This window comes from Sphingobium sp. Z007, assembly GCF_900013425.1.
In the GTDB taxonomy this organism is placed as follows: Bacteria; Pseudomonadota; Alphaproteobacteria; order Sphingomonadales; family Sphingomonadaceae; genus Sphingobium.
On record NZ_FBXK01000003.1, the window covers coordinates 56,547 to 81,544 of the forward strand.

At 62.4% G+C, this 24,998-nt stretch carries 22 protein-coding genes and 1 pseudogene; 15 read left to right on the forward strand and 8 right to left on the reverse strand.

What is annotated here, in order from left to right:
* Positions 1-125 precede the first annotated feature (125 nt).
* On the reverse strand, positions 126-3,035 hold the full coding sequence (locus tag CEQ44_RS07140) for a Tn3 family transposase (RefSeq protein WP_021224283.1): 2,910 nt from the start codon (positions 3,033-3,035) through the stop codon (positions 126-128).
* Positions 3,036-3,159: 124 nt separating this feature from the next.
* Between CEQ44_RS07140 and CEQ44_RS07145 the strand changes: the two are divergent.
* The 3 genes and pseudogenes from CEQ44_RS07145 to CEQ44_RS07155 all read left to right on the forward strand — a co-directional run.
* Positions 3,160-3,564: pseudogene (locus CEQ44_RS07145) on the forward strand (efflux RND transporter permease subunit); the annotation flags it as partial.
* A 44-nt stretch (positions 3,565-3,608) separates the two neighbouring features.
* Positions 3,609-4,004: a copper-binding protein gene (locus CEQ44_RS07150; RefSeq protein ID WP_088185139.1), complete on the forward strand. Its 396-nt coding sequence runs from the start codon at positions 3,609-3,611 to the stop codon at positions 4,002-4,004.
* A gap of 127 nt (positions 4,005-4,131) precedes the next feature.
* A complete protein-coding gene (locus CEQ44_RS07155; protein WP_230189189.1) occupies positions 4,132-4,707 on the forward strand; it encodes a YgjV family protein in 576 nt (191 codons plus the stop codon).
* 33 nt (positions 4,708-4,740) lie between these two features.
* Here the strand turns inward: CEQ44_RS07155 and CEQ44_RS07160 are convergent, their stop codons facing one another.
* Entirely contained in the window at positions 4,741-5,010 is a 270-nt protein-coding gene (locus CEQ44_RS07160; RefSeq protein ID WP_088185138.1) for a metal-sensing transcriptional repressor, read from the reverse strand.
* 117 nt (positions 5,011-5,127) lie between these two features.
* Here CEQ44_RS07160 and CEQ44_RS07165 point away from each other — a divergent pair, with 117 nt between their 5' ends.
* Positions 5,128-6,465 (forward strand): MFS transporter, encoded by a 1,338-nt coding sequence (locus CEQ44_RS07165; protein WP_088185137.1) that lies wholly within the window; start codon positions 5,128-5,130, stop codon positions 6,463-6,465.
* Here CEQ44_RS07165 and CEQ44_RS24705 read toward each other — a convergent pair.
* Positions 6,428-6,775 carry a hypothetical protein gene (locus tag CEQ44_RS24705; protein ID WP_140419430.1) on the reverse strand — a complete coding sequence of 116 codons (348 nt, stop codon included), beginning with the start codon at positions 6,773-6,775 and terminating at the stop codon, positions 6,428-6,430. The genes CEQ44_RS07165 and CEQ44_RS24705 overlap by 38 nt on opposite strands.
* A 196-nt stretch (positions 6,776-6,971) precedes the next feature.
* Here CEQ44_RS24705 and CEQ44_RS07175 point away from each other — a divergent pair, with 196 nt between their 5' ends.
* From CEQ44_RS07175 to CEQ44_RS07200, 5 genes are all read left to right on the forward strand, one after another.
* Positions 6,972-8,240, forward strand: a complete 1,269-nt coding sequence (locus CEQ44_RS07175) for a TolC family protein (protein WP_066608858.1) — start codon at positions 6,972-6,974, stop codon at positions 8,238-8,240.
* A complete protein-coding gene (locus CEQ44_RS07180; RefSeq protein WP_088185136.1) occupies positions 8,237-9,391 on the forward strand; it encodes an efflux RND transporter periplasmic adaptor subunit in 1,155 nt (384 codons plus the stop codon). The genes CEQ44_RS07175 and CEQ44_RS07180 overlap by 4 nt, the downstream gene beginning before the upstream one ends.
* Positions 9,388-12,624 carry an efflux RND transporter permease subunit gene (locus tag CEQ44_RS07185; RefSeq protein WP_088185135.1) on the forward strand — a complete coding sequence of 1,079 codons (3,237 nt, stop codon included), beginning with the start codon at positions 9,388-9,390 and terminating at the stop codon, positions 12,622-12,624. The genes CEQ44_RS07180 and CEQ44_RS07185 overlap by 4 nt, the downstream gene beginning before the upstream one ends.
* Entirely contained in the window at positions 12,621-13,883 is a 1,263-nt protein-coding gene (locus CEQ44_RS07190; RefSeq protein WP_254913771.1) for an aspartyl protease family protein, read from the forward strand. Before CEQ44_RS07185 ends, CEQ44_RS07190 begins: the two co-directional genes overlap by 4 nt.
* 285 nt (positions 13,884-14,168) lie before the next feature.
* On the forward strand, positions 14,169-14,456 hold the full coding sequence (locus CEQ44_RS07200; protein WP_088185133.1) for a copper-binding protein: 288 nt from the start codon (positions 14,169-14,171) through the stop codon (positions 14,454-14,456).
* Positions 14,457-14,538: 82 nt separating this feature from the next.
* On the opposite strand, the gene CEQ44_RS24965 is transcribed toward CEQ44_RS07200, so the two are convergent.
* On the reverse strand, positions 14,539-14,766 hold the full coding sequence (locus CEQ44_RS24965) for a GDCCVxC domain-containing (seleno)protein (RefSeq protein ID WP_088185132.1): 228 nt from the start codon (positions 14,764-14,766) through the stop codon (positions 14,539-14,541).
* A complete protein-coding gene (locus CEQ44_RS07210; RefSeq protein WP_088185131.1) occupies positions 14,759-15,130 on the reverse strand; it encodes a mercuric transporter MerT family protein in 372 nt (123 codons plus the stop codon). The genes CEQ44_RS24965 and CEQ44_RS07210 overlap by 8 nt, the downstream gene beginning before the upstream one ends.
* Before the next feature lie 89 nt (positions 15,131-15,219).
* On the opposite strand from CEQ44_RS07210, the gene CEQ44_RS07215 reads away from it, so the two are divergent.
* The gene (locus tag CEQ44_RS07215) at positions 15,220-15,633 is read left to right on the forward strand and encodes a helix-turn-helix domain-containing protein (RefSeq protein ID WP_088185130.1); all 414 of its coding nucleotides are present in this window, start codon (positions 15,220-15,222) and stop codon (positions 15,631-15,633) included.
* 208 nt (positions 15,634-15,841) lie between these two features.
* On the opposite strand, the gene uppP is transcribed toward CEQ44_RS07215, so the two are convergent.
* Together uppP and CEQ44_RS07225 are read right to left on the reverse strand one after the other, a co-directional pair.
* A complete protein-coding gene (gene uppP, locus CEQ44_RS07220; RefSeq protein WP_088185129.1) occupies positions 15,842-16,714 on the reverse strand; it encodes an undecaprenyl-diphosphatase UppP in 873 nt (290 codons plus the stop codon).
* Positions 16,715-16,779: 65 nt separating this feature from the next.
* Positions 16,780-19,302 carry a cation-translocating P-type ATPase gene (locus tag CEQ44_RS07225; RefSeq protein WP_088185128.1) on the reverse strand — a complete coding sequence of 841 codons (2,523 nt, stop codon included), beginning with the start codon at positions 19,300-19,302 and terminating at the stop codon, positions 16,780-16,782.
* A gap of 67 nt (positions 19,303-19,369) precedes the next feature.
* Between CEQ44_RS07225 and CEQ44_RS07230 the strand changes: the two genes are divergently transcribed.
* The 5 genes from CEQ44_RS07230 (at position 19,370) to fliE (ending at position 24,290) form a co-directional block, all read left to right on the forward strand.
* Positions 19,370-19,789 (forward strand): helix-turn-helix domain-containing protein, encoded by a 420-nt coding sequence (locus CEQ44_RS07230; protein ID WP_088185144.1) that lies wholly within the window; start codon positions 19,370-19,372, stop codon positions 19,787-19,789.
* A gap of 175 nt (positions 19,790-19,964) precedes the next feature.
* The gene (locus CEQ44_RS07235) at positions 19,965-21,887 is read left to right on the forward strand and encodes a cytochrome c/FTR1 family iron permease (RefSeq protein WP_088185127.1); all 1,923 of its coding nucleotides are present in this window, start codon (positions 19,965-19,967) and stop codon (positions 21,885-21,887) included.
* 91 nt (positions 21,888-21,978) lie between these two features.
* Complete coding sequence (locus tag CEQ44_RS24970; protein WP_254913770.1) at positions 21,979-22,113, forward strand: hypothetical protein; 135 nt, start codon at positions 21,979-21,981, stop codon at positions 22,111-22,113.
* A 174-nt stretch (positions 22,114-22,287) separates the two neighbouring features.
* Positions 22,288-23,580: a glycoside hydrolase family 130 protein gene (locus CEQ44_RS07240; protein WP_088185126.1), complete on the forward strand. Its 1,293-nt coding sequence runs from the start codon at positions 22,288-22,290 to the stop codon at positions 23,578-23,580.
* Between the two features lie 341 nt (positions 23,581-23,921).
* The gene (fliE, locus tag CEQ44_RS07245) at positions 23,922-24,290 is read left to right on the forward strand and encodes a flagellar hook-basal body complex protein FliE (RefSeq protein WP_373438232.1); all 369 of its coding nucleotides are present in this window, start codon (positions 23,922-23,924) and stop codon (positions 24,288-24,290) included.
* Between the two features lie 60 nt (positions 24,291-24,350).
* Here fliE and CEQ44_RS07250 read toward each other — a convergent pair whose 3' ends face one another.
* Positions 24,351-24,731 (reverse strand): zf-TFIIB domain-containing protein, encoded by a 381-nt coding sequence (locus CEQ44_RS07250; protein ID WP_088185142.1) that lies wholly within the window; start codon positions 24,729-24,731, stop codon positions 24,351-24,353.
* Between the last annotated feature and the right edge of the window lie 267 nt (positions 24,732-24,998).

Genomic DNA, 24,998 nt, shown 5'->3' on the forward strand with positions numbered 1-24,998 from the left:
TTAGGGTGGCTCTTGCAGTGTATCGTCACATTGAGCGCAAACCCACCCTTTTGTGACAGACGAATGGTGTCACTCGGCCCTATCACTCTGGGGTGTACCCAAATGTTATAGGCCGATCAGCCGCCTCACGCTGCAAGCCGTCCAAAATCAATCCGGTCGTTCAGGTCGAGGTCGAAGCGGCCATAAGGGTTCACATGACTGTAGATCAACGGCGTGAGACCACGATAATCTTCCGGCGTCATCCGCCCCGCCCACTTCGGCTCAACCAGTACGGTCTGAAGCATGCGGGTGTTCACATACACCAGCGACGCTTGCAGGAGGTGTAGCGCCAGAACGGAGATTTCCTGCTCATGGATGCGGTTGGTGGCGATCTCGCCGCCCTTGCCGAAGAACACGAAACCATTAGCGCCGTTCCAGTTCTCAACCACATTCAGCCCTTCGTGGATCTCGCGGCGGAATGCCTCCTGACGCAAATACCGGCATAGGAAGATTGTTTTGACCGCGCGGCCGAGTTCACTCAGCGCCTTGTAGGTCGGGTGCATCACTTCGGCTCTGGCAAACCGGAGCAGGATCGCTTCCGGATCGGCGGTGCGCGATTGCATGGCAGCGGCATATTTGACCATTTCGTCATATTGTTGCTCGATCTCGTCCCAGTCGATCGGGCTGGAGAGGATCGGCAGTAAATTGGAAAGCCGCGTGCGCATGCCGGCTTGGGGAAGGGCCAGTTTCTGGCGTGCCACTGCTTTCAGCCGCGGGGCAAGCTCAAATCCAAGGAGTCGGCAGAACGCAAAGCCGACTGCGCTCTGGCCGTGGCTATCGACGTACTGGCGCTGGATTTCCATGTCGGTGCAATGGCGTAGCACGCCTTCGATCATGGAGGCGACCTCCGAGGAAGAGCACCGCTTGAGCTGGGAATAAACGCAGGTCGCGCGCTTCTCCACATGCCAGTAGATCATGACGCCACGGCCGCCATAGCGGGCGTGCCATTCCGTCATCAGGTTGCGGTCCCACGCGCCGAACTTCGTTGAATCGGACGCGCATGCCGTGCCCGCATCTCCCCATACTGCGGCATTGCGGATTGCCAGTGTCGCGTTTGCTACCCGCGCGCACGCCTCCCTCAGCGCTGGCGCGTGGATGAAACGGCGATGGACATGCAGCAATTCCTCGTAACTGACATCGGGTGTTGCGCCAGCGACCCGCTTGAGCCCGGCGTTCGTGCCCAAGCCATAGAGACACAGCAAAAGACGCTGAGCCAAGGCTGCTTTCGACAGGGTAACCCGCGAGGCCGACGTTTCGAAAGCATCCATCAATCCCGTGTCCAGAGCAGCCTCTTTCAACACGTCCAGCAGTCCGGTCATCGGCCAGCGCTGACCGATCTCGCTTTTGATCGAAGCGAGACCCTTCGGTTCGGGCAAGGGCTTGAACGGTGTAATCGATATCCGGTTGTCGCCGCGCCACAGGAGCCGGACCTTGTCGTTTTGTGGAATATTGGCATTGAGGAGCAACAGTTCCCGTTCAAGCTCCTCCCGGATCGAGGCGCAAAACGCCTGCGCATCTGGCGTCAGGCTGAGGCCGGAATAGTACGCATCTCGCCTGATCTCGAAGTCCTTGGGAAGATCGTCATCGGGATTGCGATAGCGATCCGCCCCGACCACCCAGATTTCTTTGGAGCGGATGCGGTCGCGCAGTTGCGTCAGGACGCAAAGCTCATAGCTGATCCGGTTTACCCGCCCATCGTCATCAATGACGGAACTGCGCCATCGCGCTGGAATCACCTCATCGATCGGAACATCCTGCAATGGCACGAAGCGGCATCCGCCATCCACCTTGCTCCTGATCCAGTCGAGGGCCGCCAGGACCGGCCGCCACACCGCGTTGTTCGACCGGAACTCAAGTACGGAAAGCAGGCTTGGCAGCATGCGCCGGTAATGATTGGCCCAGGAACCACGCATCACCTTGTAGATGCGCCGGTCCAGAGCGCCCTTCGCATGGCTCTCCTTGACGATCGCCGCCAGCTTGGCCTTACCGGCGATCGGGAAAATGACATCGCAGATGCGCCCCGATGGTTCATTGATCGAGGCGCTGGCGATCTCGACCAGCAGGCGCTCCTTTCCATAGACCCGCTCGATGTCTTTCGCGATATCGCCCACCACCTTGCGTTTCGAGCGCGTTCCGATCTTGTGAACGGTTTCGATCAGCAGGTCGATCATCGCGTCAGTGAGTTGCGCCTCCCGCGACATTAGATAAATCGCATAAAGGCCGAGCTGTCGCGCCGGCGCATGCCGGCGCATCTCCGAGGCCTTTTCACCGGCAACGCGGCGAACAATCTGATCGACCCATGGCTTGCCCGTAGCCGTCAGGAGATCATGGGGAAGATCAAGTCTCTGGATAAAGGCGAGTTTCTCGGTCACGTCGAGAATGTTGTCGAGCGTTGCCTGTCCGGCGTCACCCTTCATCCTGTTGAATCCGGTCGAGCTGTCCGGATCGGCAAGCGAGGCTTCCAATAACGCCACCGCATCTGACGAAAGCCGATCACTGGCTCCGATCAGCCAGGTGTCCAGATAATCTTGCCGTTGTGAGCGAACGACACGTTCAAGCTCCTTGCGCGACGGCCCATAAATACGCCGGTCCCGGCACCACAGGAAAACATGCTCAAGCATGGCATTGATCGACTGGCCGCCCGGGCACAGCTCGCCAGCAATCCATTCCGTCAATTGCGCGCGATCCACCCGCTTCATGCGGTGATATCCAAGATGGATCAGGATCTCCGCACAATGCCGTCGTGCTGTCCGACTGGAAAAGTCATAACCGGCTATCTCGCCAGCCTCGACACCGAGTTGCTCGGCCAGATACGAGAGGCCATCGGTAGGGATTGAGCCGGGATCGATCGCGAAAAACCCCAGGGAAGCGAAGAATTTCAGCTGCGCGGCGAGGCCAAGGCGCGTCAGGGCCGGCTTCGAATTTACAAAATCAATATCGGCAAAGCTCAGGCTCCATCGTCCGATCAAATCCCCGCCCGGAATACTCCGATCCATCAACCCACTCCCTATGATGGAGCGAACTGTCCTCTTCTATGATTTCCATCGTCAATACCGAATGCCACGTTCCCAAAACGTTCTCCGACTTGGCCAAAATCGCAGCTTGGGGCCGACTGGGCCTACGTTGCCGTTTGCGCTCACCGGCGGAATCTGGATCCTCTATCTGCTCGGCTTCAACCAGTCGGTCGCGACGGGTGTCGGGTTCATCGCGCTGGCCGGTGTCTCCGCCGAGTTCGGCGTGGTGATGCTGATCTACTTGAAAAATGCGCTTGAGGAGCGCGGTGACGATCCTGATGCCGATCAGGTCGAAGCGGCGGTGCGCGAAGGTGCACTGTTGCGCGTCCGCCCCAAGGCAATGACGGTCGCGGTCATCCTCGCCGGCCTGCTGCCGATCTTGCTGGGATCGGGCGCCAGCTCCGAGGTAATGAGCCGGATCGCCGCGTCGATGATCGGCGGCATGCTGACCGCGCCGCTCCTCTCGATGTTCGTCCTGCCCGCCGCCTATCTGCTGCTCCGGCGGCGATAGGCAGAACCCCTCCACCAACCTGTTTAACCTGCAAGGAGAAGACTATGCACTATGCCCGACTGACCATCGCCCTCAGCCTCGCCGCGCTGACCGCCGCGTGCGGGAAGAAAGCGGAAACGCCGGTTGCGGCCGAGACCAACCAGGCAGTGCCTGCCACCGCAGCCATGAGCGGCGAAATGGGCAATATGGCGATGGCGCCTGCTGCCAGCACGGCAATCAAGGCCAAGGGCCATGGCACCGTCATCGCCATCGACGAAACCGCAGGCATGATTACACTCAATCATGGCGCGATCCCGGAAGCCAAATGGCCAGCGATGACGATGGCATTCAAAGCTGCGCCGACGATCACGGATGCCGTGAGGGTCGGCGATAAGGTCGATTTCGACCTTACGCTTGTTGGCAGTGCCGGTGAGGTGACGGCAATCCAAAAGAAGCCTTGAATGGCCGATTTTATGAGGGCCACCTTTAAGCGTAATTAACCTCGTTCCTTTACGCTTCAGCTATGAGAAAAAAGAAAGCTGAGCGCGAAAAGCGGATCAAGTTCACGAAAACTGCGCGGTGGCGGTTGTGATTGCCACAACCCTCGGCTGCGTGGCGTTGTTGTGCGTCGTGAGTTGGCCATTTTTCAGTGACTATCGAACGGTGGTCAAGATCCAGAGCGCGGGTGCTGCCGCATTCGCGCTCTATTTCCTGATGCTGGGCTCGCCCACCGCTGCGATAGCCTGCCTCATTTCATGCTCACAGCTCGTCATTTCCGCGTCAGTGCGCGATCGCTATGTGGTTACGAGACTTTATGGAGCGTCTCTTATTCTGTTGGCCTGCCTCTCGGTCGTGACGTGGCACGGCATAGCGTCGGCCTTGGCATTTGCCGGCAGTTCATTGGGCAGTCTCGCACGACTGCAGACCTCAACCACGCGGATGAAAGGCCTCTTCCTCATCGGTGCACCGTTTTGGCTCGCCCATAATTTGATGGTCGGAGCCTTGTTCGCATTGGGCACGGATCTGGTATCGCTGACCTCGAACATGGCAAACTTGCTGAAATTCATGGCCGGGCGACGGCGCAGCGCGGTTGAGGACAGGAGTTTTTGGCCGATAACCCTGTCGAAATCTGCCTCTACCCAACCCGCCCGGACAAAATATTGACGTTCGTCAGATTCTGACGATCGCGCGACAAAGCTAAAGATATTTCGAAATCGTCCGGAACTCCTCGACCGCCGATCCGACACCATCGCTTACTTCGGCATGGGCGAGGCAGTGATCGATATGGTCGTTGATCAGCGCTCTCTTCGCGCTGGCGACCGCCTTTTCGACGGCATGGAGCTGCTGGGCAACATCGACACACGACCGCCCGGCTTCGATCATTTCGACGATGCTCCGCAGATGACCGCCCGCTCGGTTGAGCCGCTTAACGATCGCGGGGTGACTTTCGTGCCTGTGTTCCGTCATCCGCAAACTCCATGCAACGCGCTGCATGGCTTTACATATCCTCCCTAGGGGGATAGTTCAAGCGTTGCTGATATCCCCCATGGGGGATATATCCGACTCGAACTGGATCAACGCAACGTGCTCTCCGTCCTGGCAAACCGCATCTATCGCCATCTGTTCATGGCTCAGGTCATCGCGCTCATCGGCACGGGGCTCGCGACGGTTGCGCTCGGCCTGCTTGCCTATGACATCGCCGGCGGCAGCGCCGGCGCGGTGCTCGGGACGGCGCTCGCGATCAAGATGGTAGCCTATATCGGCGTCGCGCCAGTGGTGGGCGCCTTCGCCGACCGGCTGCCGCGTCGCGCATTTCTCGTAAGTATGGATCTCGTGCGGATGGCCGTGGCGATTTGCCTGCCGTTCGTGAGCCAGGTCTGGCAGGTCTATGTCCTGATCTTCGTGCTGCAATCGGCTTCTGCGGCGTTCACGCCGACCTTCCAGGCAACCATCCCCGATATCCTGCCAGAGGAGCGCGACTATACCCGCGCGCTGTCGCTGTCGCGGCTCGCCTATGACATGGAAAGCCTGACCAGCCCGATCCTGGCTGCCGGGCTGCTGACCGTCATCAACTTCCACTGGCTATTTTCGGGAACGGCGATCGGGTTTCTGTGCTCGGCGCTGCTCGTCGTGACGACGGTCCTGCCACGTGCCGCGAAATCAGAACCGAGAAGTGGCGGGATTTACGCCAAGACCACGCGGGGTACGCGCATCTATCTGAAGACGCCGCGCCTGCGGGGGCTGCTGGCGCTGACCCTCGCTTCAGCTGCGGCCAGTTCGATGGTCATCGTCAACACGGTGGTAATCGTGCGTGGTAATCTCGGCCTCACGCAGCGCGATGTTGCCTTCACCCTTGCGGCTTTTGGCGCAGGCTCGATCCTTGCCGCGCTGACCCTGCCACGTATCCTCGATCGGGTCGCCGATCGTACGATCATGATTGGGGCTGCGGCAGCAATGACGATCGGTCTCGCCCTTCTGGCGATGCTCACGGCAAGCTTTGGGGCAGCGCCCGGTTATTGGCGCATGGTCCTGATCGGCTGGTTCATACTCGGTATCGCCTATTCGATGAGCGTGACGCCATCGGGCCGATTGCTTCGACGGTCGGCCAATGCCGACGACCGCCCGGCCTTGTTCGCCGCGCAATTCGCGCTCAGCCACTGCGCCTGGCTGATCTGCTATCCCCTGGTGGGGCTGTTGGGCGCCAGTATCGGGCAGACGGCGGCGTTTGCGGCAATGGCGGCGATTGCGGCCGCCGGAACCCTGGCCGCCTTGTGGCTCTGGCCCAGCGCAGATCCCGATACGGTGAACCATGACCATGCGGATCTCGCGCCCGATCATCCCCATCTGCGCGGTGATCACGGCAAGGCGCGGGAGCATGCGTTCGTTATCGACGATCTCCATCAGCGCTGGCCACGCCGATGACTTTCATCTCGACTGTCATGATCCCTGTCTTGCGGCGCGCTTGTGGACCGGCCGTGTTCGCGATACCCGTATCGACATGACGGCATCGTCGGTCAGATTGCGCTCTTCGGTGCGGGCCTGTGCCCGCTTGCGCCTTTTTGCGCTCTCGGCGATTCTGGCGCTGTTCGGGATGCTGGCGCTTGCCACCTGGCATGACGCTATGCCGCACGTCCATGATGCCGCGCATGGCATCAGCGTCGATCGGGATCATCATGATCACGCCCCGGCCGAGCAGCCGGACACACCCGACCTGATGCATCTGGCGGCTCATGCGGTGCTCCAGACAATCGACATGCCTGCACAGACTGTTGTTGTTGCGCTGTTGAAACCTGTCGCGGCGATCTGGGCGCGCGAACCTGCCGAAGCGGCGCGGTCTATCGCACCTTCGTCAATTCTGCGTCCCCCGCGAGGCTGAATTCACGCGCGTAGCGCGTGCCGTCATTGCAGCCTTTTTTGGGGATAAGAATATGAGAGCCTTTATAAGCCGGCTGCCGCGTCGCGTGGTGTCCGGCATGATGGGCGCGACCTGCGTCGCGGCGCTGTGCGCACCCGCACAGGCGCAAGTGGCGCCGCCGTTTGCTACACTGCTACGCCAGACCGCCGATGCGCCCCGGCGCATCGAAAGCGAAGCCGAGGTTCGCCGGTACGAGGGTCTAGCACGCCAGGCGCGCGCCCGACCCAATCCGACGATTGGCGTGCTCACCGAGAATGTTGCGGGATCGTCTCCCTATCGCGGGGTCGATCGCGCCGAGACGACGCTGCAATATAGCCAGCCGCTCGAAATCGGCGGCAAGCGTTCGGCGAGGATCGCAGCCGGAGAGGCCGGCGTCGCTGCGTCCCGCGCCCGCGATCATGATGCGAAGATCCGCTACGCTTATGATCTTGCACGCGCTTATGCAGCGGCGGACGTCGCAGACCAGCGGATAATGCTCGTCGAAGGCGAGGTCGAGCAAGCGCAGAATATCCTGCGCGCCGCTCGCGTGCTGGTCGATGCCGGCAAGGAAGCGCGGCTGCGCGCCCTGCAAGCAGAGGCCGCGCTGAACGCCGTGACCGCCGATCTTGAGGGGACGAAAGCGGATCGCATTGCGGCCTATGCCCGTCTCTCCGCACTCGCCGGCGTCGACGAGACCTTCACCGGCTTGTCGGAATCGCTCCTGACCGTGCCGGTCGCGGCACCGGCTTATGGCCCCGTCGATCCGATGACGAGTTCGTCCTTTCTTGCCGCGCAGGCAGAGCGGGAGGCTGCCGAGCGCCGCCTGACCGCCGAACAGAAGCGGGCAATCCCCGATGTGACGGCAATCGTCGGCGTGCGGCGTCTCGATTATGAGAATGCGACCGCTCTCACGGCGGGCGTCTCGATCCCGCTGAACATCTTCGATCGCAACCGCGGCAATATCGCCGCCTCGGAAGCAGAGGCACAGGCCGCCGCTGCAAGATTGGCCATGGCGCGTAACGATGCGATTGCCGAAGCCCGCGCGGCCGGGGCACAGATTGCGGCCGCACAGTCGCGGGTTGCCGCAGCGGAGGCATCGCAACGCACCGCGGAAGAAACCTATCGTCTCGCTCGCATCGCCTATGAGGCTGGCAAATCCCCGCTCGTCGAATTGTTGAACGCCCGCCAAGGCCTTGGCGCGGCACGCGGGATCGTCCTCGACGCCAAAGTGGCCAGTTTCGAGGCGCGCGCGCAGCTCGCCCGCCTCCAGGGCCGCACCCTTTCCGGAGGTGAGATCCAATGAACCCCGAACGCAATAAGCTTTATGCCGGGGCCGCGATGGGTCTCCTCCTCGCCGCCCTTGCCGGTTTCGGTGTCGCCAGAATGACTGGCCCATCCGCACCGACAGCCGAGACGGAGGCGGCGGCCGATGCTGCTCAAACCGACACCGTCGTGATCACCCAGGACGGTATCAAGACCTCGAGGATCGGAGTCGCACCCGCAGCAGCCGGTGGCGTCGCCGGCATCATCCTCGCCAGTGCCACCGTTGAGGCAACGCCAGATGCCGAAGCGGTGCTCACTGCCCGGGCAGCGGGCACCGTTACCCGGATCTTCAAGCGGATCGGTGATCCGGTCAGCGCCGGCGAAACGATTGCCCTTGTCGAGAGCCGCGATGCGTCGGCGATCGCCGCCGATCGCAGTACGGCTGCCGCAAGGGTTACGCTTGCAAGCCGACAACTGGCGCGCGAGCGAATACTGCTCAATCAAGGGGTGTCGCCCCGGGCAGACTATGAGACCGCCGAAGCCAATCTGGCGGTCGCTCAGGCCGAAGCCCGGCAAGCCAGCGCTGCCGCCAGCGCGGCAATGGTCTCGCGCGACGGCAGGTCGGTTGCGGTGGTCAGTTCGATCTCCGGCCGTATAACATCCGCACCCGTCAATCTCGGCGCTTTCGTGCAGGCCGAGACCGAGCTGTTCCGTGTCGCCGATCCGCGCCGCCTTCAGATCGAGGCGAGCATGCCGGCAGCGGACGCATTGCGTGTGAAGGCGGGTGACAGGGTCGAGCTGACGACCAACAACGGCCAGAAAGTGGAAGGCCAGGTCCGCTCGGCGACCGGCGTGGTCGATCCGCAGACGCGGCAAGCGACGGTGGTCGTGACGCCAAGCGGAGGCGGCGGCCTGATCGCGCCCGGCCAACTCGTCCAGGCGCGTATCTTCGCCAGCGGCGGCGATGCGGCCTCCGGCGTGAATGTGCCGCAGGATGCGGTCCAGACGCTAGGGGATCGCTCGGTGGTGTTCGTGCGAACCCGCCAGGGGTTTAAGGCGCAGACCGTGCGGGTTGGAACGCGCAGCGGCGGCATGGTCGAGATTGCCTCGGGCCTCCCTGCAAACACGGTGATCGCCACCACCAATGCCTTCCTGCTCAAGGCCGAGCTTGGCAAGGAGTCGGCGGAATGATCGCGCGGATTTTAGGGCTCTCGGTCAGAGCGCGATGGGCCGTTGTGTTCATCACCTTCCTCGTCGTCATGTTCGGTGCCTGGCAGATCACCCTGCTGCCGATCGACGCGGTCCCGGACGTCACCAACCGCCAGGTCCAGATCAACAGCTTCGTGCCGACCCTCGGACCGGTCGACATGGAGAAGCAGGTCACCTTTCCCGTCGAGACAGCGCTTGCCGGTATTCCCGGTCTGCAGACGACCCGCTCACTCACGCGTAACGGGTTCAGCCAGGTCACCGCGGTCTTCAGGGACAGCACCGACATCTATTTTGCTCGGCAGCAGGTTACCGAACGGGTCGCTCAGGCCAAGGACAGTCTGCCTGCCGGCGTTCAACCCCAACTCGCGCCGCTCACGACGGGTCTGGGCGAGATTTTCATGTTCAGCGTCGCGTTCGACCATCCCGACGGCAAGGGCGTTAAGGTGGTCGACGGTCAGCCCGGCTGGCAGTCCGATGGTTCCTATCTGACGCCCGAAGGCGAGAAACTGACCACGGTGGTTGCCAAGGCCGCTTATCTGCGAACGGTCCAGGATTGGATCATCAGGCCGCAGATGCGCACCGTGCAGGGTGTTGCCGGTGTCGATTCCAACGGCGGCTATGTGAAGCAATATGTCGTCGAGCCCAATCTGACCGCGCTTGCATCCTATGGCGTCTCGGTCACTGACCTCGCCGACGCGCTCGAACGATCGAACCTGTCGGCGGGCTCCAACTATGTCCGCCGTGCCGGCGAATCCTTTCTCGTTCGCGCCGACGCGCGGCTGCGCTCGGTCGCCGACATAGAAGAGGCGGTGATCGCCACGCGTGCCGGCGTCCCGGTGCGCGTGAAGGACGTCGGCCAGGTCGTCATCGGGGGCGCGGTGCGGACCGGATCTGGCAGCGTCGGCGGGTCAGAAGCAGTCATCTCGACTATCCTGATGCTCACTGGCGAGAACAGCCGCATCGTTGCCAATCGCGTCGCCGACAAGCTGGTCGAAATCAACAAGACGTTGCCGCCGGACGTTGTTGCAAGCCAAGCCTATAACCGCTCCAAGCTGGTCAATGCGACCATCGCCACGGTCGAGAAGAATCTGGTCGAAGGCGCACTGCTGGTCATCGTCGTGCTGTTCCTGCTGCTCGGCAACATCCGCGCCGCGCTTATCACGGCGGCGGTGATTCCGATCACCATGTTGATGACCGCGGCGGGCATGAATGAGCTGGGTGTCTCCGGCAATCTGATGAGTCTCGGCGCGCTGGATTTCGGCCTGATCGTCGATGGCGCGGTCATCATCGTCGAAAACGCGCTCCGGCGCCTCGCCGAGCGGCAGCACAAGGAAGGAAGACTCCTAACCCGACTCGAACGCCTCACCGAAACCACTCACGCCGCGCAGGAGATGGTCCGGCCAACCGTCTATGGCCAGGCGATCATCTTCCTCGTGTTCATACCTTTGCTCACCTTCCAGGGCGTGGAGGGCAAGACTTTCGCACCGATGGCGATCACGCTGATGCTGGCGCTGGCCAGCGCGTTCATCCTGTCGATCACGTTCGTGCCGGCGATGGTCGCGTTGCTGGTGACTGGCAAGGTCAGCGAGACCGAGGTCAGATCGATCCGCTGGTTCAAGGAGAAATATCAACCGGCGCTCACCCGCGCCGTGGCGCGGCCAATGCCGTTCATCCTCGGCGGCGTAGGCGTGTTTGCGGCAGCGGTGCTGCTGTTCGGCACGCTTGGACAGGAGTTCATGCCGCAGCTCGACGAGAAGGACATCACGGTCACCAATTTCCGTATTCCGTCCGCCTCAATCGACCAGTCGACCGCGATGCAGCTCCAGATCGAAAATGCACTCAAGACGTTGCCCGAGGTGGCATTGGTCTTTTCCAAGAACGGCAATGCCGATCTTGGCACCGATCCGATGCCGCCTAATGCGTCCGATACCTATGTCATCCCCAAGCCTGAAAAGGAGTGGCCCGCCGAGGTCAAATCCAAGGAGGATATCCTTCGGCGGATCGAGGAACGGATGAAGCCGCTGATCGGCAACCGCACCGAGATCCAGCAACCGATCCAGATGCGGTTCAACGAGCTGATCGCGGGCGTTCGCTCCGACGTGGCGGTCAAGCTCTATGGCGACGATCTCGATGCCATGAGCGAAGCGGCGGGCCGGATTGCAACCGCACTTCGGACAATCCCGGGCGCGGCGGACGTGCAGGCGGAACAGACATCTGGCGCGCCGACCTTCGACATCAAGGTCGATCGCCGGGCGGCGGGCCGTTACGGCCTGTCGGTCGAGGAGGTCGCCAGTACGGTCGCGGCCGCCCTGGGTGGACGCGAAGCGGGCTTGTTGTTCGAAGGCGATCGGCGCTTCGCTGTCGTGGTGCGTCTGCCCGACGCACAGCGCGACGATATCGACACCCTGGGCTCGATCCCGGTCATGCTACCATCCAACGATGCCGGGAACGCGCGTTCCATCCCGCTCAGCGAAGTCGCGCGTTTCACCTACACCGAGGGGCTCAACCAGATCAGCCGGGAGAACGGTAAGCGGATGGTCGTCATCCAGGCCAATGTGCGAGGCCGCGATCTCGGCGGATTCGTCACCGAAGCCCAGGCGAAGATCGCCGATGTGAAGCTGCCAGCCGGCACCTTCACCGAATGGGGCGGCCAGTTCGAGAGCCTTCAGTCCGCTTCCGAGCGGTTGGCGATCGTCGTGCCGCTTTGCTTCGTCCTGATCTTCGCGCTGCTCTACATGGCATTGGGCGGTGCCTGGCCGGCGCTGGTCGTGTTTACGGCCGTTCCCATGGCGCTGGCCGGAGGTGTGTTTGCTCTGGCCCTGCGCGGGATACCCTTCTCCATCACGGCGTCGGTCGGGTTCATCGCGCTTTCGGGCGTGGCGGTTCTCAACGGCCTTGTCATGATGAGCGCGATCCGCAAGCGGCTTGATGACGGCGAAGGGATCGACGGCGCGATCATTGGTGGCGCGATGGAACGTGTGCGGCCCGTGCTGATGACTGCCCTTGTAGCGAGCCTCGGCTTCATCCCGATGGCGCTCGCCACCGGTACCGGAGCGGAGGTGCAACGACCGCTTGCGACCGTGGTGATCGGGGGGCTCATCACATCGACGGCGCTGACGCTGCTCGTTCTTCCGGCAATCTCGGCGCTGATGTTCCGAATATTAGCGAAACGGAAGACTATCAAGGAGCCGCCGAGCAAGGTAGTGGAGGCGTGAAGGAGTCCCTCTCGATAAATTTGGTGGAAACCGGGGCTGAAATGGAGACTACCCGGCACACTAACCGGCGGACGGCACTCATCTGTCTGGGCGCCGGGCTTATCGTAACGAGCGTTCCGATTCCGCTATTGGCGGCGCGGACCGATCGCGGTCAGTCGTGGGGCGGCTTCGCCACGCCTCCGATCTGGCGCTCCCTGGAAGTCGGAACCGGCGACACGCTGATCGTGCCGGCCAAGGTGTCCGGCCTAGCGATCGACGCGGTGCTCGACAGCGGAAGCGGCGCGTCTATCATCAGTAAGCCGCTCGCTGCAAAGCTCGGCATGACGGACCTGGAGCCGCGACGGATCAACGGCCTGAGCGGCAAGGCTCCGGTCGGTCTGGTCCGCAATGTCGCGGTGATGTTGGGCGCTTATGCTCCCGTCCTCCCATTCGCGGTGATCGCAGACTTGGGGGCGATCTCGGCTGCCTTTGGTCGGCCAATCGATATGCTGCTCGGGGCAGACGTGCTGGCTGGCGGCTGCGTGGCGCTCGATTTTGCGACGCGACGGTTCGCATTTGAAAGGCCGGCCAGCTTTGTGCCGGGGCCGGAATGGACTGCGCTCCCGCTCGGGCACGGTGCCAAACAGGAATTGTTTGTGCTCGCGTCCATCGCCGGACTGGACCCGGTGCCGCTGATGCTCGATTTCGGCAGTTCGTCGGCGTTGATGCTATCCTCCGCCTATATCGAGGCGCACTCCGTTCTCGTCGGCAAGACCGTCTCCACCGCCGCCCTTGGCGGGGTCGAGGGAGTGCAAATCGTCAAGGCCTTCGTTGCCGACACGGTGAGCCTGGGCGCGCTCTCGAGCGCCTTAGTTCCGGCGCTCGCCCTTGATCGGTGGACCTCGGTGAGCACGGTAGGGAATGTGGGGATGCCGTTGCTCGGACAATTCGATATCGTCCTGGACGTGTCTCAAGGGCAGTTGTGGTTGCGTTCCGCCCCTCCTCGGGCGCGCCTGCCGATGCTGAAGGATCGAAGCGGCCTCGGCCTCGCCGCCTCCACTACTGACCTAACTGTGGTGCATGTGGCATCCGGCAGCCCTGCGGATCGGGCGGGGTGGGCTGTCGGTGAGCACGTCGTAGCCGTGGACGGTCGTCCTATCGACGACTCCTATACGCGGGGATTGCTTTGGCAATGGCGCTACGGCCCCGCAGGAAGCCGGGTAACGCTTAAGCTCGCGGACGGAACGACGCGGATTCTAAAGCTTGCCGATTACTACTGAGTGGTCCGACAGGAAAGCAAGGGAAGCTGCGGATCCTGCTCGGGTCGGGCGCGGGTTTGGAGGTGATGAGCCGGATCGCCGTACTCTGTCGGTGGCATGCTGGCAGCCTCGCCGGTGTCAATGTTCGTTTTGGCGGCCGCTTACCCGCTGCTGCTGCGCAGGCCGCTACGTCCATCTTTTGAAACTACCCCAGCCTCTCAGCAAGAGGAGGTCATGATAAGAGCGCTACGCATCGCACTGTTTACCGCCGCCATTTTGGCCGCCGGTCCGGCCCACGCCTAATCCATGAGCGGAGATGTGAAAGGCATGTCCGGTATGGGGGGCATGGACAAAAGGGCGCCTGCCGACAAGACGGGGCAGGGTGTCGGTGTCATCACCGCGATCGATACCAAGGCGAACAAGCTCACGATCCAGCACGGACCGATTCCGGCGGTGGGCTGGCCCACAATGACCATGGCGTTCAAGGCTAATCCGCCGACGCTGTTTCGCGGCCTGCGGGTGGGCGAGCGGATCGGGTTCGACGTCCAGACCCAAGGCGTGGCCGCCGAGGTCACTGCCGTTCGGCCGCAATAGGCACTATTTGCCCGAGGTGGCCATTGAGTATGTCCGCCTGGGGGAGATGTCTTGCAGAACAGCCTGACCTCATGGAGATCAGTCAGGCGCAGCAAGACGCGTCTGGACCCGAAAGTTGAATTGGTGGGCACGCTACCGTTCCATAGGAGCAGAACACGCAGCAATCTCCTGCCTTCGGGCGCAACAAGGCACCGCAGCCGGTGCAATCGTAGAAATATTGGCAGGCGTTCGTCGGCATCGTTTCCGCCTTCACCGAGCCGCATTGCGGGCAAGTGATAGTCGATTCGAGAAGGGGTGCGCGCTCAGACATAGGAATATCCAAGCCAGAGCAGGATCGCGCCGACCGTCAAGCCGACGAACACCACAGCACGCAAGGCAGGCGGCGTGCAGGCGCCGTCTGGTCCACAGGTCATCGCCACGCGCTGTTGCCGCCAGAGCATGATTGCACCACCGACAAGGCAGAGCGCGCTCAAGCCCAAGAGAAGCGTCCGATAGGGAGCTGCGGCAACGGCGATGCCGCCCAGCCACCCCACACTGACGCCAACGGTGGTCAGCAGAATCGGCAAGGCGCAGCAGGAGGCTACGCCGAATGCCGACGCCATTGCGCCGAAGGCGAGTAACAGCGCCCCACGTGCGCTGGAAAGGTGGCGCTGGGCATATGGTTTGGATATCATCGGCGACTCCTTGCGATCAATTGGCTGGAACTCTACCGTCTGTAGGAACTACAGACTCAACCCCGAATTTCGAAAGGCGAGGGGCGGCCATGGAAACCATCGCGATTGGAGAGCTGTCGCGGCGCACGCGCTGCAACATTGAGACGATCCGATATTATGAGCGTATCGGACTGCTGCCCATGCCGGCCCGCCGGGGCCGTTACCGCAGCTTTGGCCTCGCGGATGTTGCGCGGGTCCATTTCGTCCGACGTGCGCGCAAGCTGGGCTTTACGCTAGACGAAATTCGGGCGCTGCTCGGAATCGCCACCGCCGAAGATATGGCATGCGGCGACGCCCGCGAAATCGCGGCTTCGCACCTCCGGCAAGTGCGCGCGCGGATTACCGACTTGAGGCGTATGGAGCGCGTGCTTGCCGACACCGTTCGTGCCTGCGACGCCGGCGATCAGGTCGGATGCCCGTTGATCACGACATTGTCTGCTACCGCCCAATTGGGCACGATTTGATCGATGTTTCTGCAAGATCGGCGAACCTGTCACGGCGCCTCTCACCGTCGCCGAAATCCTGGTTTCTATCGGACTGTGGCTACATCTGACTGAGCTGCACGACCATTCGCCGGATACCAGATTGGGCGCAGCTCATAGTCATAGGCATCGCGATGCGTCGATGAGGCATTGCCATGCCCATTTCCCGATGTGCTGGGAGGCTGACGCCTCAGACTAGCCAGGCGTTGGTGGTCGCGATGACCAGAAGAACGCCAAGCACTCCGCGATAGATGACGAAAGGCCAGGCGGAGAAGCGCTCGAGGACGCGCATTAGGGCCCAGATCGCCGCGAATGCCGAAATGGATGCGACGACAAGGCCGACCGCCAGAATGGACCAGCCGTGCATGTCGAGGTGGACTTTGTGCAGCTCCCACAATTCCTTCAGCCCGGCGAGAGCGATAGCCGGGATGCCCAACAGGAATGAAAAGCGCGCAGCTTCTTCACGCTTAAATCCGAGTGCGAGCGTAGCGGTGAGAGTCGATCCGGAGCGTGAGACGCCTGGGATGAGGGCGCCGACCTGCGCCAGGCCGACGAGCAGCGCGTCCACCAGTGATGCATTCTCGACGCTGCGGCGGTGGCGTGCCAGGATTTCGGTGAGCGCCATCAGCACCGCCATTACGATACACGCCCAGCCAATCACCGGCAATGCGCGAAGGGGCGAGTTGCATGTATTGAGGCTGCTCGAAAGGAGCGCGCCCGCCAGCGCGATAGGGATCGTCGCCAGCACGATCCAGGTCGCCAGACGAAGGTCGGGATCGGCGAATTCGCGGCGGCTGATCGCCGACACTGACCCGACCGCAAGACGGCGAACATCCCTCCAGAAATAGCTGATAACGGCGGCGAGAGCCGCGAGCTGCATTGCGGCCGAAAAGGCCGAGCCCGGATCTCGCCACCCCAGCACGGCAGGTACGACGCGCATATGGGCTGTCGACGAAATCGGCAGAAGTTCAGTAATGCCCTGCACCACACCCAATATGGCAACCTTGGCATAGCCTAATGTCACGAAGCCCGTGTCGATGCCCGTGGTACATTGTCCGGCCATATCTATGTGGTCTTTTTACGGATGGAAAAGCGAAGATCGTGGCTTCGGCGCGCTCGGCAATCGGGCTATCGAGCCCGTTGGTCGCGATCGATAAGACGCAGCCCGTTGAGCACGACCAGGAGCGAGGCACCGACATCCGCCGCTATCGCGCCCCAGAGCGACGCCATCCCAAGCAGCGTCAGTCCCCCGAAGACGAGCTTTACGGCAAGCGAGAAGCCGATGTTCTGCCGGATGACGGTGAGCGTCGCTCGTGAGTGCCGAATGAGCCACGGCAGCTGGGAAAGATCGTCCTGCATCAGCGCGATATCCGCCGTCTCGATCGCCGCGTCGCTCCCAATCGCGCCCATCGCGATGCCGAGGCTCGCCCGCGCCATCGCCGGCGCGTCGTTGACGCCGTCACCGACCATGGCGACGAGGCCATGCTGTGCCACCAGCCTTTCTATCGCCTCGACCTTCTGTTCGGGAAGCAGCTCGGCGTAGACCTCATTCACGCCGGTTTCATGCGCGATGGCCTGAGCGGGCGCGCGGCTATCTCCCGTCAGCATGACGACCTGCGCGATGCCAAGCTTATGGAGTTGCGCAACGATCTGCCTGGCCTCGGGACGAACTGCATCACCAATCGCAATCAATCCGATGACTGACTGGGCCTCGCCGACAACGATCCCGGTCAGTCCGGCCCCAGCAATTCGCTGCAACTGGGTGGCAAGCTCATCATCGCCGGGACTCCCAAGCCGCTCACCAAGATAACCAGGGGAGCCGACCCAAACTTCGCGACCATCGATCGCGCCAACGACCCCTTGCCCGGGCAAGGCTGTCACCGATTTCGCGGGGACGGCGTCGACGCCGCGCTCCGCTGCGGCGTCGAGAATCGCGCGGGCAATCGGGTGCTCGCTTCGCGCTTCGATGGCGGTCGCGACCGCCAGCAGCTCAATCTCGCTCCGACCGCCAAGCGGGACAAGCTCGACCACCTTGGGACGCCCAAGCGTGAGCGTGCCGGTTTTGTCCATCGCGATCGCCGTGATGCGGGCAGGCGTTTCGAGATGGATGCCCCCCTTGATCAGCACGCCCCGCCTGGCCGCGCCGGTCAATCCCGCGACGATGCTGACAGGGGTCGAGATGACCAGAGCGCAGGGGCAGGCGATGACAAGCAACACCAGCCCTTGATAGAACCAGGCGGCCCAACCTCCCCCAAGCAGCAACGGCGGTACAAGGAAAACCGCCAGAGAAAGCGCCATCACGACCGGCGTGTATATGCGCGCGAAGCGTTCCACCCATTGCTCGGTTGGAGCCCGTTTGCTCTGGGCCTCACCGACCATGCGCACGATGCGCGCGAGCGTCGTGTCGGAGGCTGGCCGGGTCGTTACGATCTCGAGCGCGCCCATGCCGTTGATGGTCCCGGCATAGACCACCGCGTCCTGCGCGACCGTGACGGGTACGCTTTCGCCCGTAATTGGCGCCTGATTGACCGCGCTCGTCCCCGCAACCACCCGGCCGTCGAGCGGTATCTTTCCGCCCGGTGGAACGATGACATGCGTTCCGACCGCAACTTCGGCAACGGGCACGTCCTTCTCGACGCCTGTAACATCCCGTATCCGGGCAGAATCCGGCGCGATTTCCATAAGCGCGGCGACAGCACGGCGGGCACGTCCAAGGCTCCATGCCTCAAGCGCCAGCGCAAGGGCGAAGAAAAATGCGACGGTCGCCGCTTCGAACCACTGGCCGATGCCGAGGGCGCCCGCCACCGCGACAAGCATGAGCAGGTTCATGTCCGGCCTGAGCCGACGCGCCGCGAGGATCGCCTTGGGCGCGACGTACCTAACTGCCGACAGGATCGCCAAGGAATAAGCGAGCATCGCCAGAAGCGGGGGATGGGCCTCACGCGCCAGACTCTCGTGCAGCACTGCAGCGAAACCGTTTGCGCGCGCATGGATCGCAAAACCGACCAGCACCATAGCGCCGCTTGTGATCGTCAGCCCGGCCTGAACGCGGCGTCGACGCTGCTCCGCTAGCGCACCGGCGCTGCTCCCGCCTTCTTGCCACAGTTCGGCACGCATGCCCGTGCGCTCGACTGCTTTCAAAATTCCAGCGAGTTGCGCGGCGGCGGAAGAACCTGCGACCGACATGCGGCCGTTGATGAGATCGAACGACAGGTTCTCCAACCCGACGACCGGCCCGACCTCGCGTTTGAGGACGGCGACTTCATCACCGCAGTCCATGCCATGAATTTTGAAGATTGAGCCGTTTGGACGATCAGCGAAAGCCAGTTCGACCGGCTCCGGTTCGCCGGAGCAGCCGCTGCAACCGCCAACATCCGCTTCATCCTCTGCGAAGCTCCCGGTGGTTTCCAATTCGGCCGACATGCCGGTGGCCGATATGGCCGCGATGAGCACCTCCACCCCGATGCCGGACTCGATATCAACGTCGAGCAGACCATGCTTCGGCTGGAAAGATAAAAACCGCTCATCTCCAACGAGGGGGATGAGCGCTTCCCTGAGAAGCCGAACCTCATTCTGGCAGTCGAGTCCATGGACCTTGAAGCGCCACCGGCGCTCACTCGCTATAGCGCTCGCTTCGGTCTGCTCGAACATTGCGTCACCTCGACTTTTCGACATGACACCCTCTATACAGTCTGAAGTTACTAGAGGGTCAAACGATATGTCCACGGAGCCGCTCAGCATCGGAAGTCTCGCAAAAGCCACCGGAACCAAAGTGGAGACGATCCGCTATTATGAGAGCATCGGCTTGTTGGCCGCGCCTGCCCGCACGAAGAACAATTATCGCGCCTACACCCCTCAACATCTCGCACGGCTAAGTTTCATTCGCAGGGCTCGCGCGCTGGGTTTCTCGATCGACCAGGTTCAGGAGTTGCTCGAGCTAGCCGACCAGAAGGATATTTCGTGCAAGGCGGTGGACGCGATCGCGCGCGAGCATCTCGCCGAAATTGACCGAAAGCTCCGCGACCTGAACACTTTGAGATTCGAACTGAGCAACGTGATTGTCCAGTGCGGACATGGCACCATTTCCGAGTGCCGGATCATCGAGACATTGGCACCGGATTCCGCCGCGTTCAGGTGAGCAGGGAAGGTTGATAAGACCGCCGTTCGCAATAATAAAGCAGCTAATGCAAACAAGTCGCAAAACCACTTGACCCTCTAGCAGCTAGAGGGTGTAGACGCAGCGCATGTTTACGCTTTCAAGCAGCCTTCACCTTTTGTCGAGTCGCTGGCGAACGGTCTCGTTCCGCCAATCGATGCTCCGCCCGTTGGCGGTGCTAGGCATCCTTCTGTTTGCCCTTGGCACAAGCGTCGCTGCCCAGGCCGAAACCACCGACGTCCAGACCGCGTGGCGGCTGCTCGATTATATGGCGGTCGATTATGGCGCCGCTGTCAGTGGCGGAAGAGTGAAGAGCGCCTCGGAATATGCCGAGATGACCGAGTTCGCGGCTTCGGTATCCACCCGCCTCGCGGCGCTGCCGTCTACACCGGCGCGCGGACAGTTGATCGCGGGCGCAACGCGGCTCCAAGCCGTTATCGCTGCGAAGGGCGCGCACGAAGATGTTGCCCGCATCGCCCATGGCCTCGCCGCCGATCTGCTCAAGGCCTATCCGGTGCCTCTCGCCCCGAGCAAGGCGCCTGACCTTGCTCGCGGCGCCTCGTTGTTCGCGCAGAACTGCGCGAGCTGCCACGGCATGACCGGGGATGGACATGGCCCCGACGCCGCAAAGCTCAAGACGCCGCCGATCGCCTTTAGCGAGATAACGCGCGCGCGGCAGCGCAGCCCCTTCGCGCTCTACCAGGTTATCGATCAGGGCATTGACGGCACCGCGATGCAGAGCTTTGCGACCTTGCCGACCGACGATCGCTGGGCGCTGGCCTTCTATGCCGGTCGCTTCGCCTTTTCCGATGCCGCTGCGAACCAAGGCGAGCGGCTGTGGAAATCCGATCCCGGCCTGCGGCAGATGATCCCCGACCTGACGACACTCGCGGGGCTGACGCCCGAGGTATTGGCGAAGTCGATCGGGCCTGCCAAGGCCGATGCGGTGATCGCCTATCTGCGCCGCCACCCGGACGTGGTGATCCAGCAGGCACCCGGCTCGTTGACCGTTGCGCGCGATAAACTGGCGCAGAGCCTTGCCGCGTACCGCGTTGGCGACCGCCACGCCGCCCAGGAACTCGCGCTCTCCGCCTATCTCGATGGCTTCGAGCCACTCGAGCCGATGCTGACCGCGCGCGATGCAACGCTCATGGGGCATATCGAAAGCGCCATGGGCGAATTCCGGGCGGGGCTCCAGCAGGGGCGCCCCGCGGACGAGATCGCCACCCGCGTCCAGGTGCTCGACGGCCTGTTCGACGACGCCGATGCGGCATTGTCCCCCGACGCAGCGAGCAGCGCATCGACCTTCCTGGGCGCCTTCACCATCCTGCTGCGCGAGGGACTCGAAGCCCTGCTGATCGTCGTCGCGATGATCGCTTTCCTGCGCAAGGCCGATCGGCCTGAAGTGCTGCCCTATGTCCATGGCGGCTGGATCGGGGCGCTCCTCGCCGGCGCGATCACCTGGGTGATCGCGACCTATGCGATTGGGATCAGCGGCGCGAGCCGGGAGCTTACCGAAGGGTTCGGATCACTGTTCGCGGCCATCGTCCTGCTCTCCGTGGGGATCTGGATGCACGGCAAGGCGCAGGCGGACCAATGGCAACGCTACATCCGCGAGAAGATGTCGCGCGCGCTGTCTAAGCAGTCGGCCTGGTTCCTGTTCGGCCTGTCCTTCATCGTCGTTTATCGCGAGGTGTTCGAGACGATCCTGTTCTATGCCGCGCTCTGGACCCAGGGCAATGGCGGCATGATGCTGACGGGCGCCGGCTCGGCGACCCTGCTGCTCGGACTCATCGCCTGGATAATGCTGCGCTACAGCCGCGACCTGCCGATCGCGAAATTCTTCGCCTATAGCGCCTGGCTGATGGCGATCCTGACCATCGTTCTCGCCGGCAAGGGCGTGTCGGCGCTGCAGGAAGCCGGCATCATCGACATCGCGCCACTTGCGGGCGGCATCCGCGTTTCCATGCTCGGCATCTTCCCGACTTGGCAGTCGATGGCTGCCCAGCTGTTGATGCTCATCGCGGTGCTCGGTGGCTTCTTCCTCAACCGGCGCCGTGCCGCCGCGGCTGCCGATTGATGCGCTGCCCCAGCGAGCAACCTCCTTATTCTCTTTGCAGCAGGAACTAATCTGGAAAATCACAGGTTTGAGAAGCTAGAGGAGAAACTCAATGGCAAGCGCGCCGCCCGACCCCCATCCCGACTCGCTTCCTAGCGGTCCAGACGAGACGCCGGAGCAGCCTGCCCCCGCCGACGATGATGGCCGGGAGAGCGTTGAGGATATCCCGGCTTCTGGAACGCCGTAGGCTCAGGCAGCATCCAGGATCAAGCGACGCCCTGATGCCTCACTGCGAAGTACAGCCGTTTGAAGAGCCCGAGGCGTGCACCTGGTTGCATGGACGCCCACATGATGGCGCTTGGCAAAATCATGCCCATCCTTCACGGGCCAGCATATGGGGTTACGGAGCATAAGTGTTCAGATGATTACCGTTCCCGTTTCCCACCTGCCGATCCTATTGCGTCCCGATCCGGCGCGGACGGTGACTCGCCCGTTCTTACCCTCCGATCCCCCGCGTTACGCCATAGCTGGTCGGTCGCGCGGCGCGCGAATCATTGCGCGCGTGCTCTCCCTCGACGCCGCGGAGCTCGATCGGCACCTCGCGCGGGTCCGCCTCTCGCTCGATGCGCGTTTTCCGAATGTCGAGGCGACGTTGCTCCGCCGCTTCGACGCGGTTGCAGACCTCGTACCCGGCCAGACTGCGCTCAGCCGCGACCAGCGCTTGCTCATCGGTGCTTATTTCAGCGCCGAGTATTCCTATGAATCGGCCGCGTTGTTCAATCCCAGCGTGGTCGCCCACCCCGACCAGGGTGAGATACCCGCGGGTGCCTTACGCTTTATCGTGTCGCTGCGCGGGATAGGTGAGGGCCACCTCTCGTCGGTGACGTTCCGCACGGGCATCTGGGCGGCGGATGGATCGGTGATGCTCGATATGCCCAGTGCGGTCTCGGTTCCGCCGGAGTTGATCCGGCCGGACGGTTGGAAGGACGGCGATCCGTTCTCGCTCGATTGCTCGGCCAGCCACGACGTGTCGCAGACCGTCCTGTTCCCTGTCCTCGAGAGCCAGAGCGGCGGGATCGAGGACCTGCGGCTGACCCGCGTGGAGCGCGCCGACGGCACGTACACCTATGCCGGCACCTATACCGCGCTGGGCCCGCGCGGCGTGCGGCAGGAGATGCTCGAAACCGACGACTTCCATTGCTTTACGATGCGTCCGGTCACCGGCGACCTCGCTGACGGTAAAGGTATGGCACTGTTCCCGCGGAAGGTCGGAGGGCGCTACATGGCAATCGGACGACAGGACAGCGAGAACCTTTGGCTGTTTGCTTCAAACGACGGGTTCGACTGGGTCGGCGGCACCAAGATTCTCGAGCCGGCCGAGTCGTGGGAATTTATCCAGCTCGGCAATTGCGGCTCGCCCATGGAGATCGATGAAGGGTGGCTGCTACTCACCCACGGGGTGGGGGAGGTCCGCAACTATAGCATCGGCGCGGCGCTACTCGACCGCAACGACCCTTCGAAGGTTCTTGGGCGCCTCGCCAGACCGCTCATCGAGCCCAGCCTGGACGACCGCGATGGCTATGTTCCCAACGTCGTCTATAGCTGCGGCGGATTGGTGCGCGGTCGGTCGCTACTCCTGCCCTACGGCGTCGCCGACAACTATACGCGCTTCGCGACCGTTTCGATCGACGCGCTGGTCAGCGCAATGGCGTGACGTCTCAATGGCCGACATTATTTCTCTTTTTTGGACGCGGTAGCGTCGAAAGTCCACCAGGCAGGCAGGCGCAGCCAATGTGGTTGCGATTGTGCACGCGTCTGAAAGGGCGGTTCTTCGTTTTATGAATGCGCGCTCGATCAGTGGTATCGCCAACCAGACGAGAAACCCGATTACTCAGCGCATTTCGATGTGCGGGACCCTTGACCCGATCATTATGGTTAACGCGATCGTAACGCATCCGGCGTAACCAAGGGCTACGGGGCCGCTCTTAAAGTCTTTGCGGATCATTCCAGTGCGACAGATGTCCCGGTCCCACTGATGTCTTGAAGGAAGCCATAGTGACGAGCGTCGGGGCTGCAGATGTCATGGCTATTCGCAATGCAGTGCTGCAGCGAAATGCTGCCTTGCGGGATGCCGCCGCCCGCCCCCTTGCGAACACTGTCCAAACGACAGATACGGCCCGCGTTGATGGTGTCGCTGCCGGTTCGCCATCCTTCGCGACGACTTTTCAAAATGCCCTACAGCAGGTCAACACCCTCCAGGAGCAGGAAGATGTCGCAACCGAGGCCTATGAACGCGGTGAAACGACCGACATCGCGTCGGTAGTGCTCATGCAGCAGCGCGCATCAATCAGTTTCGAAGCGACCTTGCAGGTCAGAAACAAGCTTCTTTCTGCCTACAAGGATATAATGAACATGCCGGTCTGATCGGTCTCCGGTCACCTGATCAGGACCCGAGCGGCAACGTGTCACGAGCGGATGCTCGTGTTAACGGAACAGGCCGCCCAGAAAGCCGCCTCGCTGATGGCCGCTGCCGTGACCTCCGCCGTGACCTCCGCCATGGCCCCCTCCGTGCCCGCCACTGTAACGATCCTCGCCATGACCTCCACCCCACGGGGCTGACTGGGCGTACGTGGGCCCAGGTGCGCCGCCGCCGATAGCCTGCGGCGGTGCATCGGCCTCGAAAGCGGCGTTCCGTTCGATGATCTTGTCGAGTTCGCCACGATCGAGCCAGACGCCGCGGCACTGTGGACAATAATCGATCTCGATCCCCTGCCGATCGGAAAGCAGGAGATCAACTCTGCATACCGGGCAGAGCATCCCCTGCGCGCGGGCCGTGGATGCAGACGCTGGGACGATATCGGACATGCTGAATTCCTCGCTCGTTCGGATGCGGCTTGCGACTGACAACAGGACACCGCGACGGCCATTGACCAGAGCATGATGCGCGTCTCGCAATGAACCTAACCCGAATGGCGCAGCCTGGCGGTTGCATTTTGGTCAAAAACCGATCCGCCTCTAGCAAGAGGACCGGAGCGGTGACCACCGAACGAACCATGCCCGCCACCGTGACCGCCTACGCCGATTCCAACCAGATGGAGCCAAAACGAGGTTGCCCGGAATAGGTGCCACAGA